The 26,426-nt window shown below is 71.6% G+C and carries 26 protein-coding genes; 12 read left to right on the forward strand and 14 right to left on the reverse strand.

Annotated features, from left to right (window positions below; genetic code table 11):
* Positions 1–222 precede the first annotated feature (222 nt).
* On the reverse strand, positions 223–987 hold the full coding sequence (locus AC068Z_RS36230) for an acyltransferase (protein WP_478565795.1): 765 nt from the start codon (positions 985–987) through the stop codon (positions 223–225).
* Between the two features lie 104 nt (positions 988–1,091).
* On the opposite strand from AC068Z_RS36230, the gene AC068Z_RS36235 reads away from it, so the two are divergent.
* Positions 1,092–1,613 (forward strand): gamma carbonic anhydrase family protein, encoded by a 522-nt coding sequence (locus tag AC068Z_RS36235; RefSeq protein ID WP_478565798.1) that lies wholly within the window; start codon positions 1,092–1,094, stop codon positions 1,611–1,613.
* 7 nt (positions 1,614–1,620) lie between these two features.
* On the opposite strand, the gene AC068Z_RS36240 is transcribed toward AC068Z_RS36235, so the two are convergent.
* The 4 genes from AC068Z_RS36240 to AC068Z_RS36255 form a co-directional block, all read right to left on the reverse strand.
* Positions 1,621–2,265 (reverse strand): DedA family protein, encoded by a 645-nt coding sequence (locus tag AC068Z_RS36240; RefSeq protein WP_478565801.1) that lies wholly within the window; start codon positions 2,263–2,265, stop codon positions 1,621–1,623.
* Between the two features lie 76 nt (positions 2,266–2,341).
* On the reverse strand, positions 2,342–3,856 hold the full coding sequence (locus tag AC068Z_RS36245) for a carboxylesterase/lipase family protein (RefSeq protein WP_478565803.1): 1,515 nt from the start codon (positions 3,854–3,856) through the stop codon (positions 2,342–2,344).
* A gap of 20 nt (positions 3,857–3,876) precedes the next feature.
* Positions 3,877–6,342 (reverse strand): beta-glucosidase, encoded by a 2,466-nt coding sequence (locus AC068Z_RS36250; protein WP_478565805.1) that lies wholly within the window; start codon positions 6,340–6,342, stop codon positions 3,877–3,879.
* Positions 6,343–6,560: 218 nt separating this feature from the next.
* Positions 6,561–8,231, reverse strand: a complete 1,671-nt coding sequence (locus AC068Z_RS36255; RefSeq protein ID WP_478565808.1) for an RICIN domain-containing protein — start codon at positions 8,229–8,231, stop codon at positions 6,561–6,563.
* Between the two features lie 548 nt (positions 8,232–8,779).
* On the opposite strand from AC068Z_RS36255, the gene AC068Z_RS36260 reads away from it, so the two are divergent.
* Entirely contained in the window at positions 8,780–8,902 is a 123-nt protein-coding gene (locus AC068Z_RS36260; protein ID WP_478565811.1) for a hypothetical protein, read from the forward strand.
* A 45-nt stretch (positions 8,903–8,947) separates the two neighbouring features.
* On the opposite strand, the gene AC068Z_RS36265 is transcribed toward AC068Z_RS36260, so the two are convergent.
* Complete coding sequence (locus AC068Z_RS36265; RefSeq protein ID WP_478565956.1) at positions 8,948–9,385, reverse strand: DUF4442 domain-containing protein; 438 nt, start codon at positions 9,383–9,385, stop codon at positions 8,948–8,950.
* Positions 9,386–9,566: 181 nt separating this feature from the next.
* Between AC068Z_RS36265 and AC068Z_RS36270 the strand changes: the two genes are divergently transcribed.
* Complete coding sequence (locus AC068Z_RS36270; RefSeq protein ID WP_478565814.1) at positions 9,567–10,565, forward strand: DUF8017 domain-containing protein; 999 nt, start codon at positions 9,567–9,569, stop codon at positions 10,563–10,565.
* Between the two features lie 37 nt (positions 10,566–10,602).
* Positions 10,603–11,928, forward strand: a complete 1,326-nt coding sequence (locus AC068Z_RS36275; RefSeq protein ID WP_478565959.1) for an MFS transporter — start codon at positions 10,603–10,605, stop codon at positions 11,926–11,928.
* Here AC068Z_RS36275 and AC068Z_RS36280 read toward each other — a convergent pair.
* The 3 genes from AC068Z_RS36280 to AC068Z_RS36290 all read right to left on the reverse strand — a co-directional run bounded on the left by AC068Z_RS36280 (position 11,890) and on the right by AC068Z_RS36290 (position 14,987).
* Positions 11,890–12,729: a spermidine synthase gene (locus AC068Z_RS36280; protein ID WP_478565817.1), complete on the reverse strand. Its 840-nt coding sequence runs from the start codon at positions 12,727–12,729 to the stop codon at positions 11,890–11,892. The genes AC068Z_RS36275 and AC068Z_RS36280 overlap by 39 nt on opposite strands.
* A gap of 66 nt (positions 12,730–12,795) precedes the next feature.
* Complete coding sequence (gene tuf / locus AC068Z_RS36285; protein WP_478565820.1) at positions 12,796–13,980, reverse strand: elongation factor Tu; 1,185 nt, start codon at positions 13,978–13,980, stop codon at positions 12,796–12,798.
* A 284-nt stretch (positions 13,981–14,264) separates the two neighbouring features.
* Positions 14,265–14,987: a DNA alkylation repair protein gene (locus AC068Z_RS36290; RefSeq protein WP_478565823.1), complete on the reverse strand. Its 723-nt coding sequence runs from the start codon at positions 14,985–14,987 to the stop codon at positions 14,265–14,267.
* 49 nt (positions 14,988–15,036) lie between these two features.
* Here AC068Z_RS36290 and AC068Z_RS36295 point away from each other — a divergent pair, with 49 nt between their 5' ends.
* Entirely contained in the window at positions 15,037–15,798 is a 762-nt protein-coding gene (locus AC068Z_RS36295; protein ID WP_478565826.1) for a TVP38/TMEM64 family protein, read from the forward strand.
* A 4-nt stretch (positions 15,799–15,802) separates the two neighbouring features.
* Here the strand turns inward: AC068Z_RS36295 and AC068Z_RS36300 are convergent, their stop codons facing one another.
* Positions 15,803–16,972, reverse strand: a complete 1,170-nt coding sequence (locus tag AC068Z_RS36300; protein ID WP_478565829.1) for a thiolase family protein — start codon at positions 16,970–16,972, stop codon at positions 15,803–15,805.
* A gap of 104 nt (positions 16,973–17,076) precedes the next feature.
* Between AC068Z_RS36300 and AC068Z_RS36305 the strand changes: the two genes are divergently transcribed.
* From AC068Z_RS36305 to lnt, 5 genes are all read left to right on the forward strand, one after another.
* Entirely contained in the window at positions 17,077–17,550 is a 474-nt protein-coding gene (locus AC068Z_RS36305) for a winged helix-turn-helix transcriptional regulator (RefSeq protein WP_478565832.1), read from the forward strand.
* A gap of 279 nt (positions 17,551–17,829) precedes the next feature.
* Positions 17,830–18,705 carry an undecaprenyl-diphosphate phosphatase gene (locus tag AC068Z_RS36310; RefSeq protein ID WP_478565835.1) on the forward strand — a complete coding sequence of 292 codons (876 nt, stop codon included), beginning with the start codon at positions 17,830–17,832 and terminating at the stop codon, positions 18,703–18,705.
* A gap of 91 nt (positions 18,706–18,796) precedes the next feature.
* Complete coding sequence (locus AC068Z_RS36315; RefSeq protein ID WP_478565838.1) at positions 18,797–18,976, forward strand: hypothetical protein; 180 nt, start codon at positions 18,797–18,799, stop codon at positions 18,974–18,976.
* Between the two features lie 61 nt (positions 18,977–19,037).
* Complete coding sequence (locus AC068Z_RS36320) at positions 19,038–19,496, forward strand: nuclear transport factor 2 family protein (protein WP_478565841.1); 459 nt, start codon at positions 19,038–19,040, stop codon at positions 19,494–19,496.
* Between the two features lie 157 nt (positions 19,497–19,653).
* Positions 19,654–21,228, forward strand: coding sequence for an apolipoprotein N-acyltransferase (lnt, locus tag AC068Z_RS36325; RefSeq protein ID WP_478565844.1), 1,575 nt, complete (start codon positions 19,654–19,656; stop codon positions 21,226–21,228).
* Here lnt and AC068Z_RS36330 read toward each other — a convergent pair.
* On the reverse strand, positions 21,152–22,057 hold the full coding sequence (locus AC068Z_RS36330; RefSeq protein WP_478565847.1) for a Gfo/Idh/MocA family protein: 906 nt from the start codon (positions 22,055–22,057) through the stop codon (positions 21,152–21,154). The two genes, lnt and AC068Z_RS36330, sit on opposite strands and share 77 nt — an antisense overlap.
* Before the next feature lie 123 nt (positions 22,058–22,180).
* Between AC068Z_RS36330 and AC068Z_RS36335 the strand changes: the two genes are divergently transcribed.
* Both AC068Z_RS36335 and AC068Z_RS36340 read left to right on the forward strand, forming a co-directional pair.
* Positions 22,181–22,690, forward strand: coding sequence for a DinB family protein (locus tag AC068Z_RS36335; protein ID WP_478565850.1), 510 nt, complete (start codon positions 22,181–22,183; stop codon positions 22,688–22,690).
* Between the two features lie 112 nt (positions 22,691–22,802).
* On the forward strand, positions 22,803–23,294 hold the full coding sequence (locus AC068Z_RS36340) for a hypothetical protein (RefSeq protein WP_478565853.1): 492 nt from the start codon (positions 22,803–22,805) through the stop codon (positions 23,292–23,294).
* A gap of 105 nt (positions 23,295–23,399) precedes the next feature.
* Here AC068Z_RS36340 and AC068Z_RS36345 read toward each other — a convergent pair whose 3' ends face one another.
* From AC068Z_RS36345 to AC068Z_RS36355, 3 genes are all read right to left on the reverse strand, one after another.
* Positions 23,400–23,915 (reverse strand): hypothetical protein, encoded by a 516-nt coding sequence (locus AC068Z_RS36345; protein ID WP_478565856.1) that lies wholly within the window; start codon positions 23,913–23,915, stop codon positions 23,400–23,402.
* Between the two features lie 104 nt (positions 23,916–24,019).
* The gene (gene ung / locus AC068Z_RS36350; RefSeq protein WP_478565858.1) at positions 24,020–24,703 is read right to left on the reverse strand and encodes a uracil-DNA glycosylase; all 684 of its coding nucleotides are present in this window, start codon (positions 24,701–24,703) and stop codon (positions 24,020–24,022) included.
* 106 nt (positions 24,704–24,809) lie between these two features.
* Entirely contained in the window at positions 24,810–26,393 is a 1,584-nt protein-coding gene (locus AC068Z_RS36355) for an ABC transporter substrate-binding protein (protein ID WP_478565862.1), read from the reverse strand.
* Positions 26,394–26,426 lie beyond the last annotated feature (33 nt).

Consider the following 26,426-nt stretch of genomic DNA (forward strand, 5'->3'; position numbering starts at 1 on the left):
TCCTGACCACCGGCAAGCTCAGTCCTCGCCCCTCCGGACCACCGGCCGCCTCGGGCCCGGGCTGCTCCCGACCACCGGCAGGCTCAGCCCTCGCCCCCGCCCCCGGCCGCGACCCGCCGACCGAGGCCCGCTGCCTCCACCCGACCACCAGCCGCCTCAGACCCCCGCCCCCGACAGCCTCCGCCGACCCAGGCCGCTGCCTCCTCCCGGCCACCAGCCCCCTCAGGCCTCCGCCTCCAGCTGGGCCAGTCGTTCCACCGACTCCTCGTCCAGGTCCGCCAGCGCGGCGAGCTGGTCCGAGGTCACGCCGTCCGGTATCGGGACCGGTGCGGGCGTCCGGAGCGGGGGCTGCCAGCCGTCGGCGGGTGTCCAGCGCCGTACGACCCGGGCGGGCGCGCCCGCCACCACGGCGTGGTCGGGAACCACGCCGCGGACCACGGCACCGGCCGCCACGACCACGTTCCGGCCGATCCGCGCGCCCGGCAGGATCACCGCTCCGGTGCCGATCCAGCACCCCGGGCCGATCGACACCGGCTCCATCCGCGGCCACTGCTTGCCGATGGGCTCGTGCGGGTCGTCGTACGAGTGGTTCGTCGAGGTGACATAGACGTACGGACCGAAGTAGCAGTCGCTGCCGATCGTGACCGTGGTGTCGGCGATGACATGGCTGCCGCGGCCGAGGACCACTCCGTCGCCGATGCGCAGGATCGGCTCGGGGCCGAGGTCGAGGTCGGGCATCAGGCCCGCCGTCAGCGTGACCTGCTCGCCGACGATGCAGTGGGAGCCCAGATGGATCCAGGGCTCTCCGAAGACGGTGCCGAGCGGGAAGGCCAGGCGGGTGGCCTCGCCCATCGAGCCGAAGCGGAAACGGCCGGGGCGCTCGGCGGTGACCGAGCCGGTGCGCTGCACCCAGGCCCAACTCGCGTGGACGGCGCGCTGCGCCACTCGGCGTCTCCAGGACGAGAACGTGTTCTTGCTCTTCGGCACGCGTTCACCGTACTGAGCGTCCGGAGCCCGAATACCGCCGAGGGGCTGTGATCTTCGCCCCAACAGGTGGCGTACGGTGCCGTGTATCACGTGATCAGGAGGCGATGATGATCAAGGGTATCGGCGGGCGGGAGCCGAAGGTCTCGGAGGACGTCTTCGTGGCGCCCACGGCCTCGGTGATCGGGGACGTGACGCTGCGGGAGGGCGCGAGCGTCTGGTACGGGGCCGTGCTCCGTGGAGACGTGGAGCGGATCTCCGTCGGGGCGAGCAGCAACGTGCAGGACAACTGCACGCTGCACGCGGATCCCGGATTTCCGGTGAGCGTGGGGGAACGTGTTTCCATCGGGCACAACGCGGTCGTGCACGGAGCGACCGTCGAGGACGACTGCCTCATCGGGATGGGGGCGACCGTGCTGAACGGCGCGGTGATCGGGGCGGGGTCGCTCGTCGCGGCGCAGGCGCTCGTGCCGCAGGGGATGGTCGTACCGCCGGGGTCACTCGTGGCCGGGGTACCCGCGAAGGTCCGGCGGGAGCTGTCGGAGGAGGAGCGTCAGGGGATCACGCTGAACGGGACCATGTACGCGGAGCTGGCCGGGGCGCATCGGCAGGAACACGAGCGCCCCTAGACAGGCCTCACTCCCCGGCGCCCACCAGTTCCCCCTCCGGCTGCGCCCTCTGCGCCTTCTTCGCCTTGCTCCGCACGATCAGGAACGACGTCAGGCCGATCAGGACCGCCGCCACCAGGCCCAGCCACGAGAAGCGCTTCAGCCAGGACTCGGCGACCACGCCGACGTAGTAGATGACCGCCGTCGTGCCGCCCGCCCAGAGGATGCCGCCGAGGACGTTGGCCGTGAGGAACTTCCAGTACGGCATGTGCAGGACGCCCGCGAGGGGGCCGGCGAAGATGCGCAGGAGGGCGACGAAGCGGCCGAAGAAGACCGCCCACATGCCCCACTTCTGGAAGGAGCGCTCCGCGGTGGCGATGTGCGCCTCGCTGAAGTGCCTGGGGAACTTCCCGCCCAGCCAGGCCAGCAGCGGGCGTCCGCCCTTGCGGCCGATGGCGTAGCCGATGGAGTCGCCGACGATGGCGCCCGTGGTGGCGCAGGCGCCGAGGATCACGGGGTCGATCTCACCGTGCTGGGAGGCGAGCAGCGCGGACGAGACCAGGATGATCTCGCCGGGCAGTGGGATGCCCAGGCTCTCCAGTCCGATGACCAGGCCCACCAGCAGATAGATGGCGAGCGGGGGCACCGTTTCGAGCCATTCCTGGACGTGCAACGCCGCTTCCTCTCAGTGCTGGGCCTGTTCCCGGCGCGCGCTCGTCCACGAGCGCGCGCCGGGGCAGCCTACCTGCTCACGGTGACAGCGAGGCGTCCCACAGATCGCACTGGTGGTCCCGGTACACGGCCCTGCTCGCAGCGTTGCCGCCCGCCGACGCGGTCCGCAGCGACAGCACCCGCTCCGGACCGCCCTCCGGCATGGCGGGCTGTCCGCCGGCGCGGGGCACGCCGGTGCGCACGAAGGAGCCCCAGTACTGGACCATCTGCCGGGCCAGCGCCTTCTGCTCGGCGTTGAGCGGGCTCTTCAGGCCGAAGTGCTTGAAGAGGTACTGCACCTCGTTCACATGGGTCGCGCCGAAGTCGAAGTCGGTACCGAGGTCGCGCAATGAGGCGAAGGGCGGGGAGGTGCGGTCGGCGAACTCGTACGTGTACACCGGGCCGCGTCCGGCCAGTGTGCCGTCGAGCCGCAACGCCGGGCAGGCGAACAGCATGTCGCCGAAGGCGGTGCCGTAGGCGATCGTCGGGGAGGGGTGCGCGGAGAGGGGATAGCGGGCGAGGGCCTCCTCGCCGAAGGCGCCCCGCATCACAGACGGATACCGCTCGGCCGTCAGCGGTCCCCCCGCCCCGTCGAACTGGCCGAAGGCGAACAGCCGCCCCTCGTCCTGGTTGGCGCCGTTCAGCACCGGCACCCCCTTGGCGGCGCCCTTCCCGAACGCCTCCGCCGGCTGCGCCGGCAGGAAGGCGCCGCCGGTCACCGGACCCCAGTCGAAGCCGCCCTGAGCGGCCAGGATCTCGGCGGGAGTCTTGCCGCGCAGACACGCCACCGTCGTACAGCCGAGCTTCTCGGCGAAGGCGGCGCCCTGGGCCACCGCCGTGCCGCGGGGCCGGGCCGCGCAGTCGTCGTAGGCGCCGCTCTGGATGATCCCGGCGCGGAACAGTCCCCGGGCGGTGGGTGAGGCGAGCTGGGTGCAGACCGAGCGGCCGCCCGCGGACTCGCCCGCGATGGTGACCCGGCCCGGATCGCCGCCGAAGCGGCCGATGTTGGCGCGCACCCAGCGCAGCGCGGCCTGCTGGTCGAGCATGCCGTAGTTGCCGGAGACGCCGTCGCCCGCCTCGTCGTCGAGTCCGGCCGTGGCGAGGAAGCCCATCGCTCCGAGCCGGTAGTTCACGGTCACGACGACCGTTCCGGTCTGCCGGGCGAAGGTGTCGGGGACGACGTCCTGCCCCGCCCCGGCGGTGAGCCCGCCGCCGTGGAACCACACCAGCACCGCGCGCCGGCCCGCTCCCTCGGGCACGTACACATTGAGGTCGAGGCAGTCCTCGGTGAGGCTGGGCTGCTCGTAGCCGGGGTCCCAACTCGCGCCCTGCACACACTTGTTGCCGAAGTCCCTTGCGTCCAGCACTCCTTGCCAGGGGCGGACCGGGCTCGGCTCCTTCCAGCGGGCCGCGTCGGCGAAAGGTATGCCGAGGAACTGCCGTCCCTCGGCGGTGCTTTCACCACGCACCAGGCCCGCCTCGGTTCGGACGACCGGATCCGCGGCGGCCTGGGCGGGCGAGGGCGAGGCCACCGCCGCCGCGAGGACCGCCACCGTTGTCAGAGCACGCCGTATCAACGCGTCACCTCCACACTCGTACGCGCCCGCAGATCGCCCGCGGACGCCCCAGCCCATACAGTTCGCCGCCCGGTGCCCAGCACCCATCCGTGGCGGTCCGGATCCCAGGACGACAAGGTGCGCTCCGTGACGCGCACGGTGACCTCGCGCCGCTCCCCCGCGCGCAGCCGCAGCCGTCGGTAGCCGCCCAACACCCTTACCGCCTGCTCGAGTTCCAGGTCGGGCGAGGGGCCCACGTACACCTGCGGCACCGCGATCCCCGCCCGCCGGCCGGTGTTGCGGACCGTGAAGCGCACGTCGAGGCCGTGCCGGTGCCTGCGTGCCGAGAGGTTCTCGTAGCCGAAGGTGGTGTAGGACAGCCCGTGCCCGAAGGGGAACAGCGGGTGTTCTCCCGTGAGGTCGTACCAGCGGTGTCCGGCGTGGATGCCCTCGGAGTAGACCTCGGTGCCGTCGACTCCCGGGTAGCGGCGCGGGTCTCCGGCGACGGGGTGGTGGTCGTCGTCGACCGGGAAGGTCTGGGTGAGCCTGCCGCCGGGATCGCAGTCGCCGAACAGGACGGCGGCGGTGGCGGCCGCGCCCTCCTGGCCCGGGTAGTACATCTGGAGCACGGCCCCGGTGCGGTTCAGCCAGGGCATCGCGGTCGCGGACGAGGTGTTGAGGACGACGGTCAGGCGCGCGTTGGCCGAGGCCACGGCGTCGATCAGATCCTCCTGGTGGCCGGGCAGGGCGATCGTGGTGCGGTCCTGGCCCTCGGTCGCGTCCTCGTAGGCGAACAGGACGACATGGCGGGCGCCGCGCGCGGCCCGTACGGCCTCGGCGACGTCGTCCGCCCGGGTCGCGCTGGTGATCCTGCGCAGCCGGAACGTCTGGCCGGTGTCCCCGCCCCGCGCGGTGATCTCCAGCCGGTGCGCGCCCCGCGCCAGGGTCAGCGACTTGCGGCGCACGGACAGTCCGTCGGGAGCCGTGGTGACGTAACCGCCCATGAAGTACTCGCCCCAGCCCGGCACGAGCGGGAAGAGCTCCACGCCGTCGAGGAGGACCTTCGGGCGGATCGTCGGGGCGCCGGAGTAGTGGATGACGAAGGTCCACTCGTCGTCCGCGTCGACGGTGAGCGTGCCGTCGTAGGACCAGGTCTGCCCCGGTTCGACCCGCAGACCCTCGCTGTCGAAGGCCGGGCTGAGGACCGAGGCGGGGACGGGCTTGCCGAAGACGTCCTCGCCCAGCGCGTAGGAGACGTCGTCGGCACGGGCGCGGATGGCGTCGAGGGGGCTCTCGGCGTGGTCGGGGACGACATGGGCGCTGCCGCCGCCGCTGACGAAGGGCAGTGCGGCGGTCTGGCCGATCACGGCGATGCCGCCGCCGGTCAGGGGCAGAGTGGCGCGTTTGTTGCGCAGCAGCGTGGCGCCCGCCTTGGCGACCTCCAGAGCCACGGCGGCACCGGCGCGGGCGTCGCGCTCGGGTCGTGGCGGCGGGCTGCCGTCGAGGAGGCCGAAGCGGTCCATCACGGACAGGATCCGGCGTACGGCCCGGTCGACGTACCGCTCGGACACTCTGCCGCCGCGCACCGCCCGCTTCAGCGCCGCGCCGAAGTGGGTGCCGTCCGGCATCTCCAGGTCCAGGCCCGCGGTGAGGGCCTTCTGGGTGCTGTGCGCGGCGAACCAGTCGGTCATCACCAGGCCCTCGAAGCCCCACCGGTCGCGCAGGACGTCGGTGAGGAGGTACTCGTTCTCGCAGGCGTAGGTGCCGTTGACCATGTTGTAGGCGCCCATCACCGCGCCCGCGCCGGCGCCGACGGCGGCCTCGAAGCCGCGCAGTTCGACCTCGTGCATCGTCTGCTCGTCGACGCGCACGTCGACGGAGTCGCGGTCCTTCTCCTGGTTGTTCAGGGCGAAGTGCTTGACGGTGGCGACGAGCCCCTGGCTCTGGACGCCCTCGATCTCGGCGGCGACGAGGTCGGAGGCGAGCAGCGGGTCCTCGCCGAAGGTCTCGAAGTTGCGCCCGGCGTAGGGGGTGCGGATGAGGTTGACCATCGGGGAGAGCAGCACGTCCTGGCCGAGGGCGCGGCCCTCGTGGCCGATGACCCGGCCGTAGCGGCGGGCCAGTTCGGGGTCGAAGGCGGAGGCCAGCAGGACGGGGGCGGGCAGGGCGGTGGCGTGTGCGGTGACGCGGACGCCGGCCGGGCCGTCGGCCAGGCGCAGGGGCGGGATGCCGAGGCGTGGCACGCCGGGGAGGTAGCCCGCCTGGCCGAGCGGGGTGGGGTCGGTGGCGCCGTGCAGCAGGGAGATCTTCTCGTCGAGGGTGAGTTTGCCGAGGAGACCTTCGACGCGCCGGCCGGCGCTCGGCTCGGGTCTGGCCTGGGCGTGGGCGGCGGGTGGGGCGATGCCACCGGTCGCCGCGGCGGCGACGGCGATGGCGCCGCCCACCAGCCGCAGGGCGGATCGCCGGGAAACAGTGTCGGTCATGGCAGCCGTCACTCCTTCGGTGTGCGGGCACGACGATGTGAACCGCGGTCGCGCGGCGGCCCCCCGGATGCGTTCGCCCTCTGAACGCACTATGCGTCAGTTCGACTTGACACCCCGTGAGAAACGCCACCGGCGCGTCGGAAACCTAGGACCGGAGGTGACTCGTGTCAATGACATGAACAAAGAGGGGCCACCCCGGCGGGGGGTGGCCCCGAGCCTCAGCAGAAGAGCGGAGCGGTGGCCGTGGCGACCGTGTCCAGCGTTCGGGCTGGCAGGGAGGCGGCCTCGGCCAACGGGTCCGGCCGCGTGGCGGGTTCGGGCTCTGTACGACTGTCGACCTGCGCGATCCGTGTCTCGTACGGTTCCTGTTCCCCGGGTTCGGGAGCGGGCGTCTCCGCCTTCTTCCTCGTGCCGGCCTCCCCGGGTTCGAAGCGCCAGCGCTGGTCCGCCGAGCCGTCCCGCTCGGCGACGGTCACCTCCTCGCCGTCACCGGGCGCCACGACCCGCTCCTCGTCGCCGCGGAGCAGGAGTTCGCCGTGGACCGTGAGGTCGTGGCGCACCTCGCCGCCGTGCACGAGGCAGTCGGCGAGCCCGACCGCGCCCCCGTCGGCGTCGGCGTCGAGGCAGAGCGCGGGATCGGCGGAGCTGCGGAGCAGTCCGTCGTTCTGGTACGACCACTGCTGTGACCCGGCGGCCGAGCACCCCGCGAGCACGGTCGCCCCGCCAGGCCGGGGCACCCCGCCCTGGACGTCGAGGCAGAGCCCGGTGCCGAGGTTGCGCAGCCGTCCGTGGCCGAGTTCGACGGAGCGGCTCGCGGCGGCGGCCGAGGTCCCGCCGGATGTCGCCGACCCGGTCACGGCGCTCGGCGCGCCCCAGGTGGCGTGCGGGTCGGGGACACCGTTGTCATCGGACCAGCCCTTGCTCACCAGCACGGTCGCGAGCAGCGCGAGGGAGGTCAGACCGACGCCCACGACGGCCTTCGTGCGCCCGCGGACAGTGACGAACTGCCGTGCGGGGGCGGGGCGGTGGCGTCCGCCGCGCGCGGGGGCGGCCGACGCGGTGTGCTCGCCGGTGCGCCCCGGGCGGGACTCCAGGTAGCGCCGGGCGCCCCAGCCGAGGACCGTCTCGGCGAGCAGTTCCGCCAGGCCGCCCTCGAAGTGGCTGAGCTGTTCGGCGGCGTGCCGGCAGTAGCGGCACTCCGTCAGGTGCCGCTGGACATCGGGCAGCAGGGAGCCGCCCCGGCGGATCGGGACGTCGAGGAGGCGGTTGTAGAAGCGGCATTCCGGGGTGGGCGCGAGTTCGTGGTGGGCGCGTACACAGGCGGTACGGAATTGTTCGCGCGCCTGCTCCAGCGCGGCCGAAGCGGTGACGGTGTCGACGCCCAGCAGACCGGCCGGTACGGTTATCGGCTCCGCCTCGACCTCGGTATGCCACAACATGCATTGCGAGGCGCCCGGAAGAGCCCGGAACGCACGCTCGGCGAGGCGTCGTCTTTCGGGTGTCACGGACCTCGCCGCGCGCAGTCCGCGGGCTCCGGTCGTTTTGCGGAGTTCCGGCAGTACGACGGAAATTCTCTCGTCGGCCGCCCACTCCTTCACCGTGTCGCGCACGGCCATGAGGAGATGGGGGCGAAGGGCGCTGACGGACGGTTCGCCGAGCACTCGGTGGAAGGCGGCGGTGGTCACCATCGAGGCCGGACTCCCGGCCGTGGCCAGGCAGATCACGGCGTACTCGTGGGCGGCCCGCCAGTGCCGCGCCAGCAGCAGCGGAACACCGTCGGCGCCGGTGCCGGACGGGCCGAGCCGGGCGAGGAGATCACGGTCCGAGTCGGCCTGGGCCGCTCCGGGACGCGGCGGGTACGGGGGGCGTGGGGGGTAAGGGGATTGCACTGAGCGATTTCCTTCCGCGTGAGTTGCGGCACACTCCGCTAAGGGGGCGCTCACTTTCGCACAAGCGACTCATGGGAAACAAGGAGTTCGAGTGGCTCTCGCTCAAGAAGGAGGGAATTCAGAATGGTTACCACGGGTATCCGCACCGGCATTCGAACCATCGGTCCGAACCAAGTGGCAACTTGTGTGCGGCGCACGGCGATTGACACACGGAATCTCCAACTGTCACCCGGCCCGTTCTCATCCGGGGTGGGCGCGGTCGTCGGCAGACCCGCCATCCAGTACTTGATGGAGGACGCTTGACGAGCGCACAGCACGGCGCGCCCGAGGCCGAGCGGCTCGCCCTGCCGGATGTGGTGGATGCTCGCCGGCCGCACCGGGTCGCGCACGGCCTGATCGGCCCGCGCAGGGACCTGTTTGTCTGTGCACGGTGGCCCGCCTGGCCTACGACCGCCGGACCTGGGCCCGGAATTCACGGCGCGGCTCGCGGAGTTCGTGGCCCGTTCGTCGCTCGACGCAAGAGGTTCGTCGCACGGCTCAAGGAGTTCGTGGCCCGACTCAGGGAGTTCGTCGCACGGCTCAAGGAGTTCGTGGCCCGACTCAGGGAGTTCGTCGCGCGGCTCAAGGAGTTCGTGGCGCGGATCCACGGCGACCGACACCTCGCGGCCTGAGCCGGAGCGGCACCAGGGCCCCTCACAAGGGGCCCTCCGCCTGCCTCAGCTGTTGGGACGCAGGGTCCACACCACCGTCATCTCGGTGGTGACGGCACCGTCCTCGCGCTGGATGGCGACGCTCACCGGGAACTCCGGCCGCTTGCCCGCGTCGAGTTCGGCGACGACCTCGTCGATCGGCCGGCCCAGCGTCGCGGTCGCGGTGACCGGGCCGAGGGCGATCTTCTTGAACGCGATGTCCGCGGTCACCGGCAGCGGCACGGCCCGCGACAGCTGGTCCCCGAAGGCCGCGAGCACGATGGCCCCACTGGCCGACTCGCCCAGCGTGAACATCGCCCCGGCGTGCGGGCCGCCGACGTGGTTGCGGTACTCGCTCTGGTCCGGGAGCACCAGGACGGCCTTCTCCGGAGTGGTCTCCACGTACTCCAGGTTCAGCGTGCGAACCATCGGCACCGTGGCGGCGAGCAACTCGCCGATCGACATCTGATCTGCGCTCATGGCGGCATGTTACCCACGAGTAGCCCCGCTGGCCAGATTCGCGCGATGATCGTCGTACGGATGGCGGCCACACCCCCGCCGCACCCCCGCCCCGCGCTGATTTGCTACGTCCCTGACAAGCCCCGGTGACCGAATCGTGTCCCTGGCGCCGCTAGGGTGGCTGCCCATGTGGCCAGGACAGCAGCCGCCCGGGGGCGAGCAGAACCCGCAGCAGCAGAACAACCCGTACCAGCAGCCGGGGTACCAGCAGCCGAATCCGTACCAGCAGCCCGGCTTTCAGCAGCCCAACCCGTATGGGCAGCAGCCGCAGTGGGGCGCGCCGACCCAGGCGGGGTCTCCGGCGCCGCAGGGCGGTGGTGGCGGCGGCCGGACCAAGCTGGTCGCGATCGTGGCGGCCACAGCCGTGGTCGTGGCCGCCGGAGTCACCGGGTTCCTGGTGCTGGGCGGCGACGACAAGGACGACAAGGCGGACGGCAAGGCCTCCGCGAGCCCGACCGTGACCAAGTCGGCCGAGCCGACGGCCACGGAGACCGGTGAGTCGCGCGGCAACGACGACCTGGAGCCGACCATCGAGGGCTGGAAGGTCGTCGTCAACACGCGCTTCGGCACGATGTTCGACGTGCCCGCCGACTGGGAGATCGACACCCCCGACACCAGCGTCGGCTTCGAGTGGGAGGAGAAGGACGGCACGCTCGAACGCACGACCGTGACCGCGCCCGCCTACCTCAAGTCCAAGTGGTGCACGGTCGACTCCGACAAGGACGGCCGCACCGAGGACACCGCTCTCGTCACCGCCGGCACCCGCGGCGAGAACGGCGCCAAGGACCTCGACGAGGCCGCGGAGACCCGGGTGCCGTGGTGGATCTACGGCGGCTACACCCGCCCGGACCGCAAGAGCGTGAAGTACGACAAGCCCAAGGAGTACACCACCGCCTCGGGCATCAAGGGCAGCGTCATCACCGCGCACTCGGAGAACACCCCGCAGAACGGCAAGTGCGACAGCGACGGCAAGGCGATCACCTTCGCGTTCGAGAACGGCGCGGGCGATTACGTCACCTGGAACCTGTTCGGCGCCACGGGCGTCAAGGACGAGATCCCGGACGCCACCGTCCAGAAGATCCTGAGCACGGTCCGGCTCACCGAGAGCATGCCGACCGAGTCGTAGCAGCAGGTGGCGGGGCCGAAGATGGCCCGGAATGCATTTGGCAACCCGGCCCCGCCCCGGCGATAGTCGGCAGGTGAAGCCCACCATCCCACTGCGCCGCCCGACCTGGGCGGGCCGCAACTACTCGCTGCTGACCGCCGCCGCGTTCGTGACCAACCTCGGCAGTCACGGCGCCCTGATCGCCGCCGCGTTCGCGGTGCTCGAGGCGGGCGGCGACGGCGGCGACGTGGGCCTGGTGGCCGCCGCCCGGACACTGCCCCTGGTGCTGTTCCTGCTCATCGGCGGCGCGGTGGCGGACCGGCTGCCGCGGCACCGGGTGATGGTCGCCGCCAACGCCCTGAACTGCGTGTCGCAGGGCGCCTTCGCGGTGCTGGTCCTCGCGGGCGAACCCGCCCTGTGGCAGATGATGCTGCTGACCGCGCTCGGCGGCACCGGCCAGGCGTTCTTCTCCCCCGCCGCCGAGGGCATGCTGCTGTCGACGGTCAGCGGTGAACAGGCGAGCCGTGCCTTCGCCGTCTTCCGGATGGCGATGCAGGGCGCGGCCGTGGGCGGCGCCGCGCTGGGCGGCGCGATGGTCGCCGCGATCGGGCCCGGCTGGGTGCTCGCGGCGGACGCGGTCGCCTTCGCCGTCGCCGGCGCGCTGCGCGCCTTCCTCGACGTGGGCCATATCGCGCCGCGCGCCCCCGGCGGCGGTCTCCTCTCCGACCTCCGGGAGGGCTGGCGGGAGTTCACCGGCCGGACCTGGCTGTGGGCCGTCGTCGTGCAGTTCGCCATCGCCAACGCGGTGGTCGGCGCGGCGGACGCGGTCTACGGCCCGCTCGTCGCCCGGGACCACCTGGGCGGCGCCGGACCCTGGGGCCTGGCCCTGGGCTTCTTCGGCGCGGGCACGGTCGCGGGCGCCCTGCTCATGACCCGATGGAAACCCCGCCGGCTGCTCCTCGCCGGCACCCTGTGCGTCTTCCCGCTGGCCCTGCCGTCCGCCGCTCTGGCGATCCCGGTGCCGGTGGCGGTCCTGTGTGCGGTGATGTTCGTCACCGGCGTGACCCTGGAGGTGTTCGGGGTGAGCTGGATGACCGCCCTCCACCAGGAGATACCGGAGGACAAGCTCTCCCGCGTCGCCGCCTACGACTGGTTCGGCTCGGTCGCCCTGATGCCGCTGGCCACCGCCCTCGCGGGCCCGGCGGAGTCGGCGTTCGGGCGGACCCCGGCGCTGTGGGGCTGCTCCGTGCTGATCGTCGTGGTCACGGCGGGCGCCCTGTGCGTACCGGACGTACGGAACCTGCGCCGCCGTACCAAGCACGTCACCACGGCCGCCGCACAGCCCTCAGCCGATGCTGAAAGCCCCGTCCGGGGGCTCGGGTGACGGTACGGCGTCCTCGTCCCGCACCGGCCGCGCCCCGCCGATGAACTCCCGCAGCCCCGGACCGTGTTCGACGCGCGCCGGGAAGGCGTCGGAGGCGGTGAGCCGGGTCAGCGCGGCGAGGTCGACGGGCTGGTGCGAGGCGACGAGCACGGCGTTCCCGAACCGCCGCCCCCGCAGCACCCCCGGCTCCGCGATCAACGACAGCTCCTCGAAGACGGCCGCGAAGGTGGCGAGTTGGGACCGGAGGAAGGCGAAGGGGGCGGCGTCGGCGAGGTTGGCGAGGTAGACGCCGGTGCCGCGCAGTACCCGCCCGGCCTCGCGGGCGTAGGCGAGGGAGGTCAGGTGCGCCGGAACCCGGGAGCCGCCGAACACGTCGGCGACGAGCACGTCGGCGACGTCGTCGGGAGCCGCCTCCAGCCAGGCGCGAGCGTCCCCGGCATGCAGGCGCACGCCCTCCGGAACCGGCATCTGCTCCACGACCAGCTCCAGCAGCGCCCGGTCCGCCTCGACGACGTCCTGCCGTGACCCGGCCCGGGTGGCGGCCACATACCGGGGCAGCGTCAGCGCACCGCCCCCGAGATGCAGGACGTCCAGGGGGTCCCCCGGCTCGGCCACGACATCCAGCACATGACCGAGCCGCCGTGCGTACTCGAACTCCAGATGAGTCGGCTCGTCCAGATCGACGTAGGACTGCGGCGCCCCGTCGACGGTGAGCAGCCAGGCCCGTTCCCGGTCGACATCGGGCATGAGCTTGGCGAACCCATGATCAACGGCACGGGCGACGGGGAGGGCTTCGGTCACCTCTCCATTGTGCGGCGCGGGGAACTGCGCGACCGGCCACAGCCGGCCCGCAGTCCCCCGCTCACATCAGCCGCCCTCGACAGCGGTCACGGTCCCCGCCCCCACGGTCCGCCCACCCTCACGAATGGCGAACCCGAGCCCCGGCTCCAGCGGAACCTCCCGCCCCAGCTCGACGGTCATCGCGACCGTCTCCCCAGGACGGGCGACCGCCACCGCACCGAGGTCGACGTCCCCGACCACATCCGCGGTCCGGATGTAGAACTGCGGCCGATAGCCGGTGGAGACCGGAGTCGTACGCCCGCCCTCACGCGTCGACAGCACATAGACCTGCGCCGTGAACCGCCGCCGGGGCAGCACGCTCCCCGGCGCCGCGACGACATGCCCACGCCGGACCGCGTCCCGGGGAACGCCCCGGAGCAGCAGCGCCACGTTGTCGCCGGCCTGCGCCTCCTCCATCGGCTTGCCGAAGGTCTCGACACCGGTGACGACGGTCTCCAGACCGGCCCCGAGCACCTCGACCCGGTCCCCGACCCGGACGGTCCCCCGCTCGACGGCGCCCGTGACGACGGTCCCCCGCCCGGTGATGGTCAGCACGTTCTCGACCGGCAGCAGGAACGGCGCGTCCACATACCGCTCCGGCATCGGAACGTAGGTGTCCACCGCGTCCAGCAATGCCTCGACGGACGCCGTCCACTTGGGGTCCCCCTCCAGGGCCTTGAGCCCCGAGACCCGTACGACGGGCGCGGTGTCGCCGCCGTAGCCGTGCGCGGTGAGCAGGTCGCGGACCTCCAGCTCGACGAGTTCGACGAGCTCCTCGTCGGCCGCGTCGGCCTTGTTCAGGGCCACGACCACGTGGTTCACGCCCACTTGGCGGGCGAGGAGCACGTGCTCTGCGGTCTGCGGCATGATCCCGTCGAGCGCGGAGACGACGAGGATGGCCCCGTCGAGCTGCGCGGCGCCGGTGACCATGTTCTTGACGTAGTCGGCGTGGCCGGGCATGTCGACGTGCGCGTAGTGCCGGGTGTCGGTCTCGTACTCGACGTGCGCGATGTTGATGGTGATGCCGCGCGCGGCCTCCTCCGGCGCCCGGTCGATGCGGTCGAACGACACGTACTGGGTGGTGCCGCCGGAGCCGCGCTCGGCGAGGACCTTGGTGATGGCGGCGGTCAGGGTGGTCTTGCCGTGGTCGACATGACCCATCGTGCCGATGTTGAGATGCGGTTTGGTGCGGACGTAGGCCGTCTTGGACATGGCGGTACCTCGAAGCGTCTGAAGTGGCGGTGGGACCCCGGGAACTGGCCGACCCTCCCCCTGCGGGGTCCGCCGGACGATCCGGAGAGGGTCAGCTTCGGGCGCCGTCGACAGCGGCCAGGAAGACGAGGACGGCAGCCTTCGGGGCATCCGCGACCGCGGATGCTGCGAGGACGAAGGCGTGCCGGAACATGACGTCGATCATCGTCGACGCGATGTCCGACGTCGAATGGTTTTCGGCGGTAAGGGAGTTCGGCGGGCGTACGTCAGCGGGTGTACGGCGGTCAGGCGCCGATGTTCTTCAGGGCCTCCCGCACCGACAGCGGCGCGAAGCGTCCGTTCTCCCGCGCGAGGAAGCCCCGTACGGCCTCCGGGTCGGTCTTGGCGTACTCGCGCAGGGCCCAGCCGATCGCCTTGCGGACGAAGAAGTCCGGGTGCCCGGACTGGCGCAGGCAGTAGGCGAAGAGGCGTTCGGTGTCGGTGCGTTCCTTGTAGCTCAGCTGGTGGAGCAGGGCGGTGCGGACGATCCAGAGATCCTCGTCCTCGCTCCAGGCGTCCATGTCGGCGGTGAGCTCCGGGTCGGCGGCGACGAGCGCGCCGACCACGTGCACGGCGAGCAGGTCGACGGTGTCCCACCAGGGGACCGTGGAGACCAGGTGCCGGGTGACGGGCAGGAAGGCGGAGGAGCAGCGCCCGGCGTGGCGGCGCAGATAGTCCACGGCGAAGTAGTGGTACTCGCGCTCGGGCAGCCGCCAGCAGCGCAGGGCGACGGCCGTGCAGTCGGCCTCGTCCGGGCGCGGGGTGCCCTTCAGGACCGTGCGGGACAGGGCGCGGCGCTCGGGGGTGGCGAGGCCCAGGAAGGGGGCCACGTCCTTCATGTACGCCCGCATGGACACGGCACGCTCGGGATCGGCGGCGGCGCCGTAGGCGGCGGTGAGCCGGTCCAGCAGGACGTCGGCGAGAGCGCTGTCGGGGACGTCCAGGGTTCTCGCGCCTGTCACGCTCATGAGACGAACCATACGGCGATCACACACATTTGTCGGTTAGTGTCACCGGATGCTCGATGCCACCACCCGCTCTGGGGGCACTGCCGTGGCCACTCCCCAGGCCGCCACCACGGAGCTAGCCGTCGTCGTACCCGTGAGCTTCGCCGCGCGCTGTTCGAGAGCACTGCTCTCGCCGTGGTCGCGGCTGTCCCTCCTGGTCGTCCTGCTCGTCTCGGCCCTGGTCGCCATGCTGCTGTTCGAGCCACAGCGGCTGCTCGCGGACGGCTGGCCACCACAGGTGGGCGGTGCCGCGGCGACCGTGGTGTTCGCGGTGGCGTACGGGCTGTGCACTGTGGCGTTCGTGCCCCGGCCGCTGCTCAATCTCGCGGCGGGCGCGCTGTTCGGCTCCCAGCTGGGGCTCGCCGCCTCGGTGGCGGGGACCGTGCTCGGGGCGGGGCTGTCCTTCGGGCTCGGCCGGATCCTCGGGCAGGAGGCCCTGCGCCCGCTGCTGCGGGGCCGCTGGCTGAAGGCGGCGGACGGGCAGCTCTCCCGGCACGGCTTCCGCTCGATGCTGGCGGTGCGGCTCTTCCCGGGCGTGCCGTTCTGGGCGGCGAACTACTGCGCCGCCGTCTCCCGCATGGGCTACCTTCCGTTCCTGCTCGCGACGGCGCTCGGCTCGATCCCGAACACCGCCGCGTACGTGGTGGCCGGCTCCCGCGCCTCGGCGCCGACCTCCCCCGCCTTCCTGATCGCGCTGGCCTGCATCGCCGTACCCGCGCTGGCGGGCGTGGTGGTGGCCTGGCGCAAACGGCACCACCTGCGCGCCCGTTGAGCGGTTACACCGACTCCAGGATCATCGCGTTGGCCAGCCCGCCCGCCTCGCACATCGTCTGCAGGCCGTAGCGGGCTCCGCGCTCGCGCATGGCGTGGACGAGCGTGGTCGTCAGCCGGGTCCCGCTCGCGCCCAGCGGATGCCCGAGGGCGATGGCGCCGCCGTTCACATTGACCTTGGCCAGGTCGGCGCCAGTCTCCTGGCGCCAGGCCAGCACGACGCTGGAGAAGGCCTCGTTGACCTCGAACAGGTCGATGTCGTCGAGGGTGAGCGAGGCCCTGCGCAGCACCTTCTCCGTGGCCGGGACGACGCCGGTGAGCATGAGCAGCGGGTCGGAGCCGGTGACGGCGAAGCTGTGCAGGCGGGCGAGCGGGCGCAGGCCGAGCCGGGCCGCGGTCTCGCTCGAGGTGATGAGCACCGCCGAGGCGCCGTCGTTGATGGGGCTCGCGTTGCCCGCGGTGACGTTCCACTCGATCTGCGGGAAGCGCTCGGCGAAGGCGGGGTCGTGGTAGGCGGGCTTCAGTCCGGCGAGGATCCCGGTGCTGCTGTCCGGCCGTACGCACTCGTCGCGGGCGACGCCGTCCAGGGGCGCGACCTCGGCGTCGAAGCGGCCGGCCGCCCAGGCCGCGGCGGCCCGCCGGTGCGAGGAGACCGCGAAGGCGTCCATCTGGTCGCGGGTGATCGACCACTTGGCGGCGATGAGTTCGGCGCTGATGCCCTGCGGGACCAGGCCCTCGGGGTAGCGCTCGGCGATGCCGGGGCCGAAGGGGTCCTTGCCGGGCGGCACGTTCGACCACATCGGCACCCGGCTCATCGACTCCACTCCGCAGGCCACGACGAGGTCGTACGCGCCCGCGATGACGCCCTGCGCGGCGAAGTGCACGGCCTGCTGGGAGGAGCCGCACTGGCGGTCCACGGTGGTCGCGGGCACCGACTCGGGGAAGCCGGCGGACAGGGCGGCGTACCGGGTGGTGTTCATGGCCTGCTCGCCGACCTGATCGACGGTGCCGCCGATGACGTCGTCGATCAGCGCGGGGTCGACGCCGGAGCGCTCGACGAGGGTGCGCAGGGTGTGGGCGAGGAGCTCGACGGGGTGGACGTGGGAGAGGGCACCCCCGGGCTTGCCCTTGCCCATGGGGGTGCGTACGGCTTCGACGATCACTGCGTCACGCATGATGCGGCCTCCGCGGCTACGGTGCGCCTACTGGTCAGTAGGAAATCCGAACTCACCATAGCTCGGTGAGTTGGAAAATCAAACCCTCCCCTAGACTTGGCGTCATGCCCGCCCCCAAGGACCCGCGCCCCTGTTCCATCGCCGACGCCCTGGCGCTGGTCGGCGAGAAGTACTCGCTGCTCGTGCTGCGGGAGGTGTGCCTCGGCAACGGCCGCTTCGACCAGCTGGTGCGCAACATCGGCGCCCCGCGCGACATCCTGACCACCCGGCTGCGGCGCCTCGTGGACGCCGGGATCCTGACCAAGCGGGCCTACAGCGAACGTCCGCGGCGCTTCGAGTACCGGCCGACCCAGGCCGGTCTGGAACTGGAGCCCGTCCTCATGACCCTGATGGCATGGGGCGACCGCCATCTGCGGGGGGACGAAGACCGGCCGATGGTCATCGAGCACTCCTGCGGCCATGAGCTGCTGCCGGTCGTCACCTGCTCGGAGTGCGGCGGGCGGGTCCGGCACGAGGACCTCACGGCGCATCCGCAGGTCGAGGGGTGGACGGTGGCGGGGCCTTCGGCGGTGGCGTGAGCGGTCGCGCTACGTCGGTGGCTCACCCGTGCGCGCGGCAGAACTCCCGGAGCGCCTCCTCGGGCGGCAGCGAGCCCTTCCAGCCCGCGTAGGTGTCGACCAGGATCGGGCCGGGGCGGACGCGTTCTGCGAAACCCCTGTGCCATGGCTGTCGTCGAGGGGCGCTACGCTGCCCCTCGACCACTGTGATCACCGTGCCCCCGCGGCGCGGTGTGCCCGTTCGCGGTGCGGTGTGCCCGTTCCGCGCCTACACGATCAGCACTTGGACGTCGTAACTTCATGTCTTGGTTTGAATCCCTCATCCTCGGACTCGTCCAGGGGCTGACCGAATTCCTGCCCGTGTCCTCCAGCGCGCATCTGCGGCTGACCGCGGCCTTCTCCGGTTGGGAGGACCCGGGCGCGGCCTTCACCGCGATCACGCAGATCGGCACCGAGGCGGCCGTGCTGATCTACTTCCGCAAGGACATCGGGCGGATCATCCTGGCGTGGTCCAAGTCGCTGACGAACAAGGCGATGCGCAGCGACCACGACGCCCAGATGGGCTGGCTGGTGATCGTGGGCTCGATCCCGATCGGTGTCCTGGGCGTGACGCTGAAGGACCAGATCGAGGGACCGTTCCGCGATCTGCGCATCACCGCGACCATGCTGATCGTGGTCGGCATCATCATCGGCGTCGCCGACCGCATGGCGGCGCGTGACGAGAGCGGCGGCCGGCACCGTGCACCCAAGCAGCGCAAGGAACTTCAGAACCTGAACGTCCGTGACGGCCTGATCTTCGGTCTCTGCCAGTCCGCGGCCCTGGTCCCGGGCGTCTCCCGCTCGGGTGCCACCATCAGCGGCGGCCTGTTCATGGGCTACACCCGCGAGGCGGCGGCGCGGTACTCCTTCCTGCTCGCGATCCCGGCCGTACTGGCCTCCGGCCTGTTCGAGCTCAAGGACGCGATGGAGGGCGGCCATGTCTCCTGGGGGCCGACGGCCTTCGCGACGGTCATCGCGTTCGTGACCGGATACGCCGTGATCGCGTGGTTCATGAAGTTCATCTCCACCAAGAGCTTCATGCCGTTCGTCTGGTACCGCATCGCCCTCGGCATCGTCATCATCATCCTTGTCGCCACTGGGGCGTTGAGCCCGGACGCGGGCGAACCGGCGCATTAGCGGGCGCCCCGATTTTCCCGTGACTCATCGCATACAGGATGCGTAGCCGTTCGGTAGCGCAGTGTCAGTGCTTGCCCCTAGGCTTGTCCGCATGTCCCCGGATTCCCGAGCCCGTGGTTCCGTGCGCTCAGCCGCCGAGGTGAACGAGCAGATCCGCGCCCTGTGGGTGCGCGCGGGCGGCACCCTGACCGCCCAAGAACGCGCGGAGTACGAACTGTTGGTGGTCGAATGGGCGGCCGCGATCCGCGCCGACGTCATCGAGGCCGCCTAGGAACGACGATGTTCACCGCACGCCTCTTGGCGTCGTTCGCCTCATGCCCAACACTGAGCCGATGACGCAGCGTGTGGAGCTCGCGACCGTGATGGACCGGCTGGCCGTCGACGGGCTGATCACCGAGTACGCGGTGGCGGTCGACGACGGTGACTGGGAGGCGTACCGCGGGCTCTTCGCCCCCGCCGGGCGGGCCGACTACCGTTCGGCGGGCGGTATCGAGGGCGACGCCCGGCAGGTGGCCGACTGGCTCGCCGAGAGCCTACGGGTGTTCTCGATGCGCCAGCACCTCATCGTCAACCGCCGGATCCGCTTCGGGACCCTGGAGCAGGACACCGGCGACACCGCCCACGTCCAGGCGGACTACGTGAACCCAATGCGCGTGACCCGCGATGAGGAGCCCTCGGCCGCCCCGGACTTCGTCTGCGGCGGCCGCTACGCCTTCGCCCTGACCCGCACCCCCGACGGCTGGCGGATCGGCAAGGTCGTCGTACGGGAGAAGTGGCGGCGGATGCCGTGAGCGGGAACGCACCCGCCGGACGGCACCATCCGGTGCGTGGCGGATGGCATGAGGGGGCGCATTCGGCGCGACACGATGATCATTGATTCTCCGACGCTCGGTTTGCGCGCCCAGCTCAGCGCGCACACTGGAAGGACCACCGGGTAGGAGGCGCCGCATGCAGAGGTTCGGCCACTGGTTCGACTCCCCCTGGCGGCGTTCGCTGCTCGCCGCCCTGGCCGGTGCCCTTCCCGTACTCGCCTTCCCGTCCCCATCGCTGTGGTGGTTCGCCACCGTCGCCCTGGTCCCCTGGATCCTGCTGCTGCGCGCCGCCCCGACCGCCCGCCGGGCGCTGTACGACGGCTGGTGCGGCGGCTTCGGGTTCATGCTGGCCATGCACCACTGGCTGCTGCCGAACCTGCATGTCTTCACCTTCGTCATCGCCGCCCTGCTCGGCGCCCTGTGGGGCCCCTGGGGATGGCTCGTGCGCCACTTCCTCGCCGGACAGCCGGGGCCGGGCCGAGTCGCGGCGGCCCTTGCCGTCCTGCCCTCGGGCTGGCTGATGGTGGAGCTGGTCCGCTCCTGGGAGGGCCTCGGCGGCCCCTGGGGCATGCTCGGCGCCAGCCAGTGGGAGGTGGAGGCGGCGCTGCGGCTCGCCTCGGTGGGCGGGGTCTGGCTGCTCAGCTTCCTGCTGGTGGCGCTGAACGTCGCCGTGGCCGTCCTCGTGGCGGTCCGCGCCTCCCGCGTCCCCGCCGTCGCCGGCCTGGTCGCCGCCGCCACCGTCGCTACGGCCGCATGGGTCTGGTCCCCGCGCCCGGACACCGCGGGGCAGGCCCGGATCGCCGTGGTCCAGCCGGGCGTGATCCACGGCGCCGACAGCGGCGACCGGCGCTTCGCCGCCGAGGAGCGGCTCACCAGGGAGCTCATCGGGCAGGACCTGGACCTGATCGTGTGGGGCGAGAGCAGCGTCGGCTTCGACCTGACCCGGCGCCCCGACCTGGCGACCCGGCTCGCGGACCTGTCCCGCGAGACCGGCGCCCACATCCTCGTCAACGTCGACGCGCGGCGCGCCGACAAGCCCGGTATCTACAAGAGTTCGGTCCTGGTCGGCCCCGACGGCCTGACCGGCGACCGCTACGACAAGATGCGGCTCGTCCCGTTCGGCGAGTACGTCCCCTTCCGCTCCGTGCTCGGCTGGGCGACCTCGGTCGGCGAAGCGGCGGGCGAGGACCGGCGGCGCGGCTCCCAGCAGGTCGTGATGGACGTCGGCGACGGCCTGCGCGTCGGCCCGATGGTCTGCTTCGAGTCGGCGTTCCCCGACATGAGCCGCCATCTCGCCGAGAACGGCGCCGAGGTGCTGATCGCCCAGTCGGCGACCTCGACCTTCCAGCAGAGCTGGGCCCCCGAGCAGCACGCCTCGCTCGCCGCCCTGCGCGCCGCCGAGACCGGCCGCCCGATGGTCCACTCCACGCTGAGCGGGGTGTCCGCGGTCTACGACGCGAGCGGCGAGCGGGTCGGGTCCTGGCTCGGCACGAGCGTGAGCGCGGCCCAGGTGTACGACGTCCCGCTCGCCGGGGGCACCACGCCCTACGTGCGCTTCGGTGACTGGCCGGTGCAGCTGGCGCTGCTGATCCTCGCCGGCTGGTGCGCCGGCGAGGGCGTACGGACCCTCAAGGTCAGGCGGTCCGCTCCTGAACCGCGCGTACCACCCGCTCGCACAGCTCATGAGTCGCCAGCGCGTCCCGGGCACTGAGCACCTTGCCCGCGCGTACGGCGTCCAGGAAGGCCAACACCGCCTGCTCGATCCCGCGCTGCCGGGCCACCGGCACCCAGTCGCCGCGTCGGCGCACGGTCGGCTGACCCTTGTGGTCGATGACCTCGGCGAGGTTGACCACCTGACGCTTGGTGTCCTGCCCGGAAACCTCCAGGATCTCCTCGGCCGAGCCGCTGAGCCGGTTCATCACGCCGAGGGCGGTGAAGCCGTCCCCGGCGAGCTGCAGCACCACATGGTGCAGCAACCCGCCCTCGCCGCGGGCCCGCACGGTCACGTCGTCCACCGGCCCCGGAGCCAGGAAGCGCAGGGTGTCCACGACGTGGATGAAGTCGTCGAGGATCATCGAGCGCGGCTCCTCAGGGAGCCCGATCCGGTTCTTCTGCATCAGGATCAGCTCGCGCGGATGGTCGGCGCACTGCGCGTACCCGGGGGCGTACCGCCGGTTGAAGCCGACGGCGAGGCTCACCCCGCGCAGCTCGGCCAGCTCCACCAGCCGCTCGGAGTCGGCGAGTTCATAGGCGAGGGGCTTGTCCACGTACGTCGGCACGCCCGCCTCGAGCAGCCGTGTGACGATCTCCGGGTGGACGGCGGTGGGCGCGTGCACGAAGGCCGCGTCGAGGCCCTGGGCGAGCAGGGAGTCGAGGTCGGTGTGGCGCTGCCCGGGCGGGAGGTGAAGGGTGTCGGCGACCCGGTGGAGCGTCGCGGGCGTACGGGTCTGCAGATGCAGTTCGACGCCGGGCTGGTGGCCGAGCACGGGCAGGTAGGCCTTCTGCGCGATGTCGCCGAGTCCGATGCAGCCGACCTTCACTGGTGCTCCCTACCGTGTGCCTGTACGTGACACGACGGAAGCATACGGCGGCCCCGGTGGCGGCCGGTCCGCGGCCCGGAAAAACCGCTGGTCGGCCGGGGTCGGATGCGAAATGATGCGGTCATGACCATAGAACGCCGCGAACCCGCCGTCGCCGCCGACGAGCGCAGCATGCTGAACGGCTGGCTGGACTACCACCGCCGGACGCTCGCCTGGAAGTGCGAGGGCCTGACCGAGGCCCAGCTCAGGACCGCCTCCGTGGAGCCGTCCGAACTGACCCTGCTGGGGCTGGTGCGGCACATGGCCGAGGTGGAGCGGTACTGGTTCCACGAGATCCTCGTCGGCGAGGATCTGGGGGTGCTCTACTCCTCCGAGGAGGACCCGGACGGCGAATTCCACGTCTCCGAGACGGACACCTGGGAAGAGGCGCACACCACCTGGCAGGCCGAGATCGCCCGCGCCGAGGCGAATGTGGCGGGACGGGACCTGGACGACCTCTCCAAGGGCACGAACCGGGCCGGCGAGCACTTCAACCTGCGCTGGATCTACACCCACATGATCGAGGAGTACGCCCGCCACAACGGCCACGCCGACCTGGTGCGCGAGCGCGTCGACGGGTTCACCGGCGACTGACGTCACCCTCGGCGGGCGGGCGGCCTCCGTACGGGGGCGGAGATCACCCGTGCGGGGCATCCTGCGCCTGTCCGCTGTCCCGGGGAGGGCCGCACCCACCAGAGTGGCGCGGGTGCATCGAACGACCACCACCGCGACACTCCTGGCCGCTGTGGCCGTCTCGGCCCTCTCGGGCTGTGTGACGGTCCAGCGTCCCCCCGCCTCGGCGCCCGTCCAGGCGCCCTCCCAGCCGCCCGCGCCCCGCCCGGACAGCCGGACGGAGCCGCAGGTGGTGCAGGCGCCGGCCCTGGAGGCGCTGGAACGCATCGGCCCGCCCCGCCGCGAGGAACCCCGGAAACCGCCACCCGGGCGGCCGGCTCCGGCGGCCCCCGCACCGGCGGCACAGCCCGACCGGGCCCCCGCTCCGCGCGCCCACCCACGCCCGGCCCGCCCGGAACACCCGCGCCCGGGGCACTCGGTGCCGCAGCGCCCGCGCGTCGAAGTCCCGGACGTCGCGGGGCAAGTGCGCAAGAACACCGACATCTGTGCCCTGGGCAAGAAATACGGCGGTTGGCGCGGGGACAGCCCAGAGGCGCGGATCTGCGAGCAGACGTACGGACGTTGACGCCGGTGTCGGCGATGTGATCAGAGCCTGCACGAGGTCAGAGCCTGCACGAGGCCAGAGCCTGCATGAGGTCAGGGCCTGCATGAGGTCAGGGCCGGTACGACGTCACGGCCGCTGTCGGGGCGGCCCCCACCCGTCGGCGGAACCCCCCTCCCCCAGCCGCAGCTCCAGCCGGCTGATCGCCGCCCGCACGCCGTCCCCGTAACTGTCCTCGGCGAGCGCCTCCGCCGCCGTGCGCGCCCGGCGCAGATGGGTGCGCGCTGCCTCCGCCCGGCCGAGCTTCACATAGTCCGCGGCCAGGTTCAGGTGCAGTGAGGGGTACAGCGCGCGGACCGCGAGCGTCCCCTCGTGCTCGGCGAGCCGGTCGTCGCTGAGCTCCTCCGCCGCCGTCAACGCCCTGAGGTCCCAGGCGAGTTCGTCGGCGGGTTCGTCCTGGGTGTCGGCCAGGTAGTGGGCCAGGGTGCAGCGGTGCAGCGGGTCGCCGTCCTCGCCGATCTCGGCCCACAGACCGAGGAAGCGGTGCCGGGCCTCCTCGCGGTCCCCCGCGTGATGCAACATCACGACCTGCCCGATCCGTGTCATCACGGCATCGGGCGCCGTCCGCTCCTGTCGCTCCGCCACCGCGTCCTCCACACCCTCTGTGCCTGGTCGCCCCCGACGCTAACGGCAGGGACTGACAATCCCGGCGAGGCGGGGCCGACCCGCACGGGCGGCCCCGCACCAGGTCAGCCCAGGTTCGGCAGCCGCCAGTCGATCGGCTCGTGGCCCTGCGCCGCGACCGCCTCGTTGATCTGCGTGAAGGGGCGGGACCCGAAGAACTTCTTGGCCGACAGCGGCGAGGGATGCGCGCCCTTGACCACCACGTGCCGGGTCTCGTCGATCAGCGGGAGCTTCTTCTGGGCGTAGTTGCCCCACAGCACGAAGACCGCGGGGTCGGGCCGCCCGGCGACCGCGCGGATCACCGCGTCGGTGAACTTCTCCCAGCCCTTGCCCTTGTGGGAGTTGGCCTCGCCGGAGCGGACCGTGAGCACGGCGTTGAGCAGGAGGACGCCCTGCTGGGCCCAGGGCATCAGATAGCCGTTGTCCGGGACCGGCAGGCCGAGCTCCTGCTCCATCTCCTTGTAGATGTTGCGCAGCGAGGGCGGGGTCTTCACCCCGGGACGCACCGAGAAGCACAGGCCGTGGCCCTGCCCCTCGCCGTGGTAGGGGTCCTGGCCGAGAACCAGGACCTTCACCTTGTCGAAGGGCGTGGCGTCCAGCGCCGCGAAGACCTCCTCGCGCGGAGGGTAGACGGGACCCTTCGCTCGCTCCTCCTCGACGAACTCCGTCAGCTCCTTGAAATAGGGCTGCTGCAGTTCGTCGCCCAGAACCCCGCGCCAGGACTCGGGCAGCATGGCGATGTCGGTCACGTCAACTTCCTTCGGTGTGCGGTCACTACGACGTGCGTCGCTTCCTGACCACAGAACCTACCGGCGACCACTGACAACGCGCCGCGCGGACCGGAGGGTCCGCCCGCTACCAGCTGGTCTTGCGGTACAGCGAGCCCATCATCATGATCGTCGAAGGGTCGAGCGCCCGCTCCGCGCCGGAGATGTCGTTGTTGGCGGCCACGTACTGCCGGCCCTGCCACAGCGGCACCAGCCGCGCGTCCTCGACGAGGATCCGCTGGGCCTCCTCGAAGTCCTTCTCCACGTTGGCGCGGTCGCTCTCCTGCCGCGAGCGGGGCAGGAGTTCGCCGGTGATCTCGGGAGCCGGGTAGGGCGTACCGAGGGCGTTCTGGTCGCCGACGAAGGGCGCGATGAAGTTGTCGGCGTCCGGGAAGTCGGGCGACCAGCCGCGGCCGAACACCGGGTACTCGCCCTTCTGGTAGCCGGTCACGTACGTCTTCCAGGGGCGGCTCTTGAGGGTGATCTGGAACAGGCCGGACGCCTCCAGCTGCTTCTTGATCTCCTCGAACTCCGCCTTGGTCTCGGAGCCGTAGCGGTCGGTGGTGTACCAGAACTGCAGCGGCACCGGCTCGGTGATGCCGGCCTCGGAGAGGATCTGCCGGGCCTTGGAGGTGCTGGGCTGGCCGTAGTCGTCGAAGAAGCCGGTGCTGTGGCCGGTGAGGCCCTTCGGGACCATGGAGTACAGCGGCTCCACGGTGTCCTTGTAGACCTTGTGCGCGATGGCGGGACGGTCCAGGATCTGGGCGATCGCCTGGCGGACGGGGAGCTTCGCGGCCCACGGGTCCTTCGGGTTGAAGACCAGGTAACTGATGGAGGTGCTGACGCTCTCCACGACCTGGAAGTCCTTCTGCGCCTCGTGCGTCTGCAGCTCGAGGATGTCGTCGGCGGCGAGACCGCGGAACGCGACGTCGAGCTCGTGCTCGCGCAGGGCACCGACCATCTCGCCGGAGTCCTGGAAGTAGCGGATGGTCACTTCGCTGTTCTTGCGCTCGGCGTAGCCGTCGTAGCTGTCGTTGCGGACCAGCTCGGCCTTCTTGCCGTCCTCGTAGGCCTCGAGGGTGTACGGCCCGGAGCCGACGATCCCGCCGTCCTCGCGCAGCTTGTCGGCCGGGTAGCTGTCCGGGTCGACGATCGACATCGCGGGCGTGGCGAGCACGAACGGGAAGGTGGCGTCCGCCTTCTTGAGGTGGAAGACGACCTCGCGGTCGCCCAGCGCCTGGACCCGTTCGAGGCTGCCCAGCAGACCGGCCGGACCGCCGTTGACGTTGATCTTCAGGATCCGGTCGATCGAGTACTTGACGGCCTGGGCGTCGAGCGTGCCGCCGTTGGAGAACTTCAGGCCCTCGCGCAGCTCACAGCGGTAGGCCGTGTTCGAGGTGTCGGTGAACGCGCAGCTCTCGGCCGCGTCGGGCTCGGGCACGGTCGCGCCGGCCGGGTAACTGAGCAACGTCTGGTAGATGTTGCGGAACAGTTCCCAGGAGCTGTCCCAGGACGCGGCGGGATCCAGCGTGCTCGGCGCACTGGTGGTGCCCACGACGATCGGACCCTCCTCCTCGGAGGAGTCCGACGAGAGGATTCCGCATCCCGCCATCAGGGACGATATGGACGCGATGGCCGCCACCTGTCGTAGGCGTCGGTTCCGGTTGAACACGCGCACGCTCCTCGATCTGCCATACCAAGGGTC

It is taken from the genome of Streptomyces sp. NPDC043726, assembly GCF_056436565.1.

Bases quoted from the DNA above. Each gene is read 5' to 3' on its own strand.
- AC068Z_RS36235 (WP_478565798.1), top strand. From the start codon at position 1,092: ATGATGATCAAGGGTATCGGCGGGCGGGAGCCGAAGGTCTCGGAGGAC.
- AC068Z_RS36250 (WP_478565805.1), bottom strand. From the start codon at position 6,342: ATGACCGACACTGTTTCCCGGCGATCCGCCCTGCGGCTGGTGGGCGGC.
- AC068Z_RS36265 (WP_478565956.1), bottom strand. From the start codon at position 9,385: ATGTCGATCGGCGAGTTGCTCGCCGCCACGGTGCCGATGGTTCGCACG.
- AC068Z_RS36270 (WP_478565814.1), top strand. From the start codon at position 9,567: ATGTGGCCAGGACAGCAGCCGCCCGGGGGCGAGCAGAACCCGCAGCAG.
- tuf (WP_478565820.1), bottom strand. From the start codon at position 13,980: ATGTCCAAGACGGCCTACGTCCGCACCAAACCGCATCTCAACATCGGC.
- AC068Z_RS36290 (WP_478565823.1), bottom strand. From the start codon at position 14,987: ATGAGCGTGACAGGCGCGAGAACCCTGGACGTCCCCGACAGCGCTCTC.
- AC068Z_RS36295 (WP_478565826.1), top strand. From the start codon at position 15,037: ATGCTCGATGCCACCACCCGCTCTGGGGGCACTGCCGTGGCCACTCCC.
- AC068Z_RS36300 (WP_478565829.1), bottom strand. From the start codon at position 16,972: ATGCGTGACGCAGTGATCGTCGAAGCCGTACGCACCCCCATGGGCAAG.
- AC068Z_RS36305 (WP_478565832.1), top strand. From the start codon at position 17,077: ATGCCCGCCCCCAAGGACCCGCGCCCCTGTTCCATCGCCGACGCCCTG.
- AC068Z_RS36310 (WP_478565835.1), top strand. From the start codon at position 17,830: ATGTCTTGGTTTGAATCCCTCATCCTCGGACTCGTCCAGGGGCTGACC.
- AC068Z_RS36315 (WP_478565838.1), top strand. From the start codon at position 18,797: ATGTCCCCGGATTCCCGAGCCCGTGGTTCCGTGCGCTCAGCCGCCGAG.
- AC068Z_RS36320 (WP_478565841.1), top strand. From the start codon at position 19,038: ATGACGCAGCGTGTGGAGCTCGCGACCGTGATGGACCGGCTGGCCGTC.
- lnt (WP_478565844.1), top strand. From the start codon at position 19,654: ATGCAGAGGTTCGGCCACTGGTTCGACTCCCCCTGGCGGCGTTCGCTG.
- AC068Z_RS36335 (WP_478565850.1), top strand. From the start codon at position 22,181: ATGACCATAGAACGCCGCGAACCCGCCGTCGCCGCCGACGAGCGCAGC.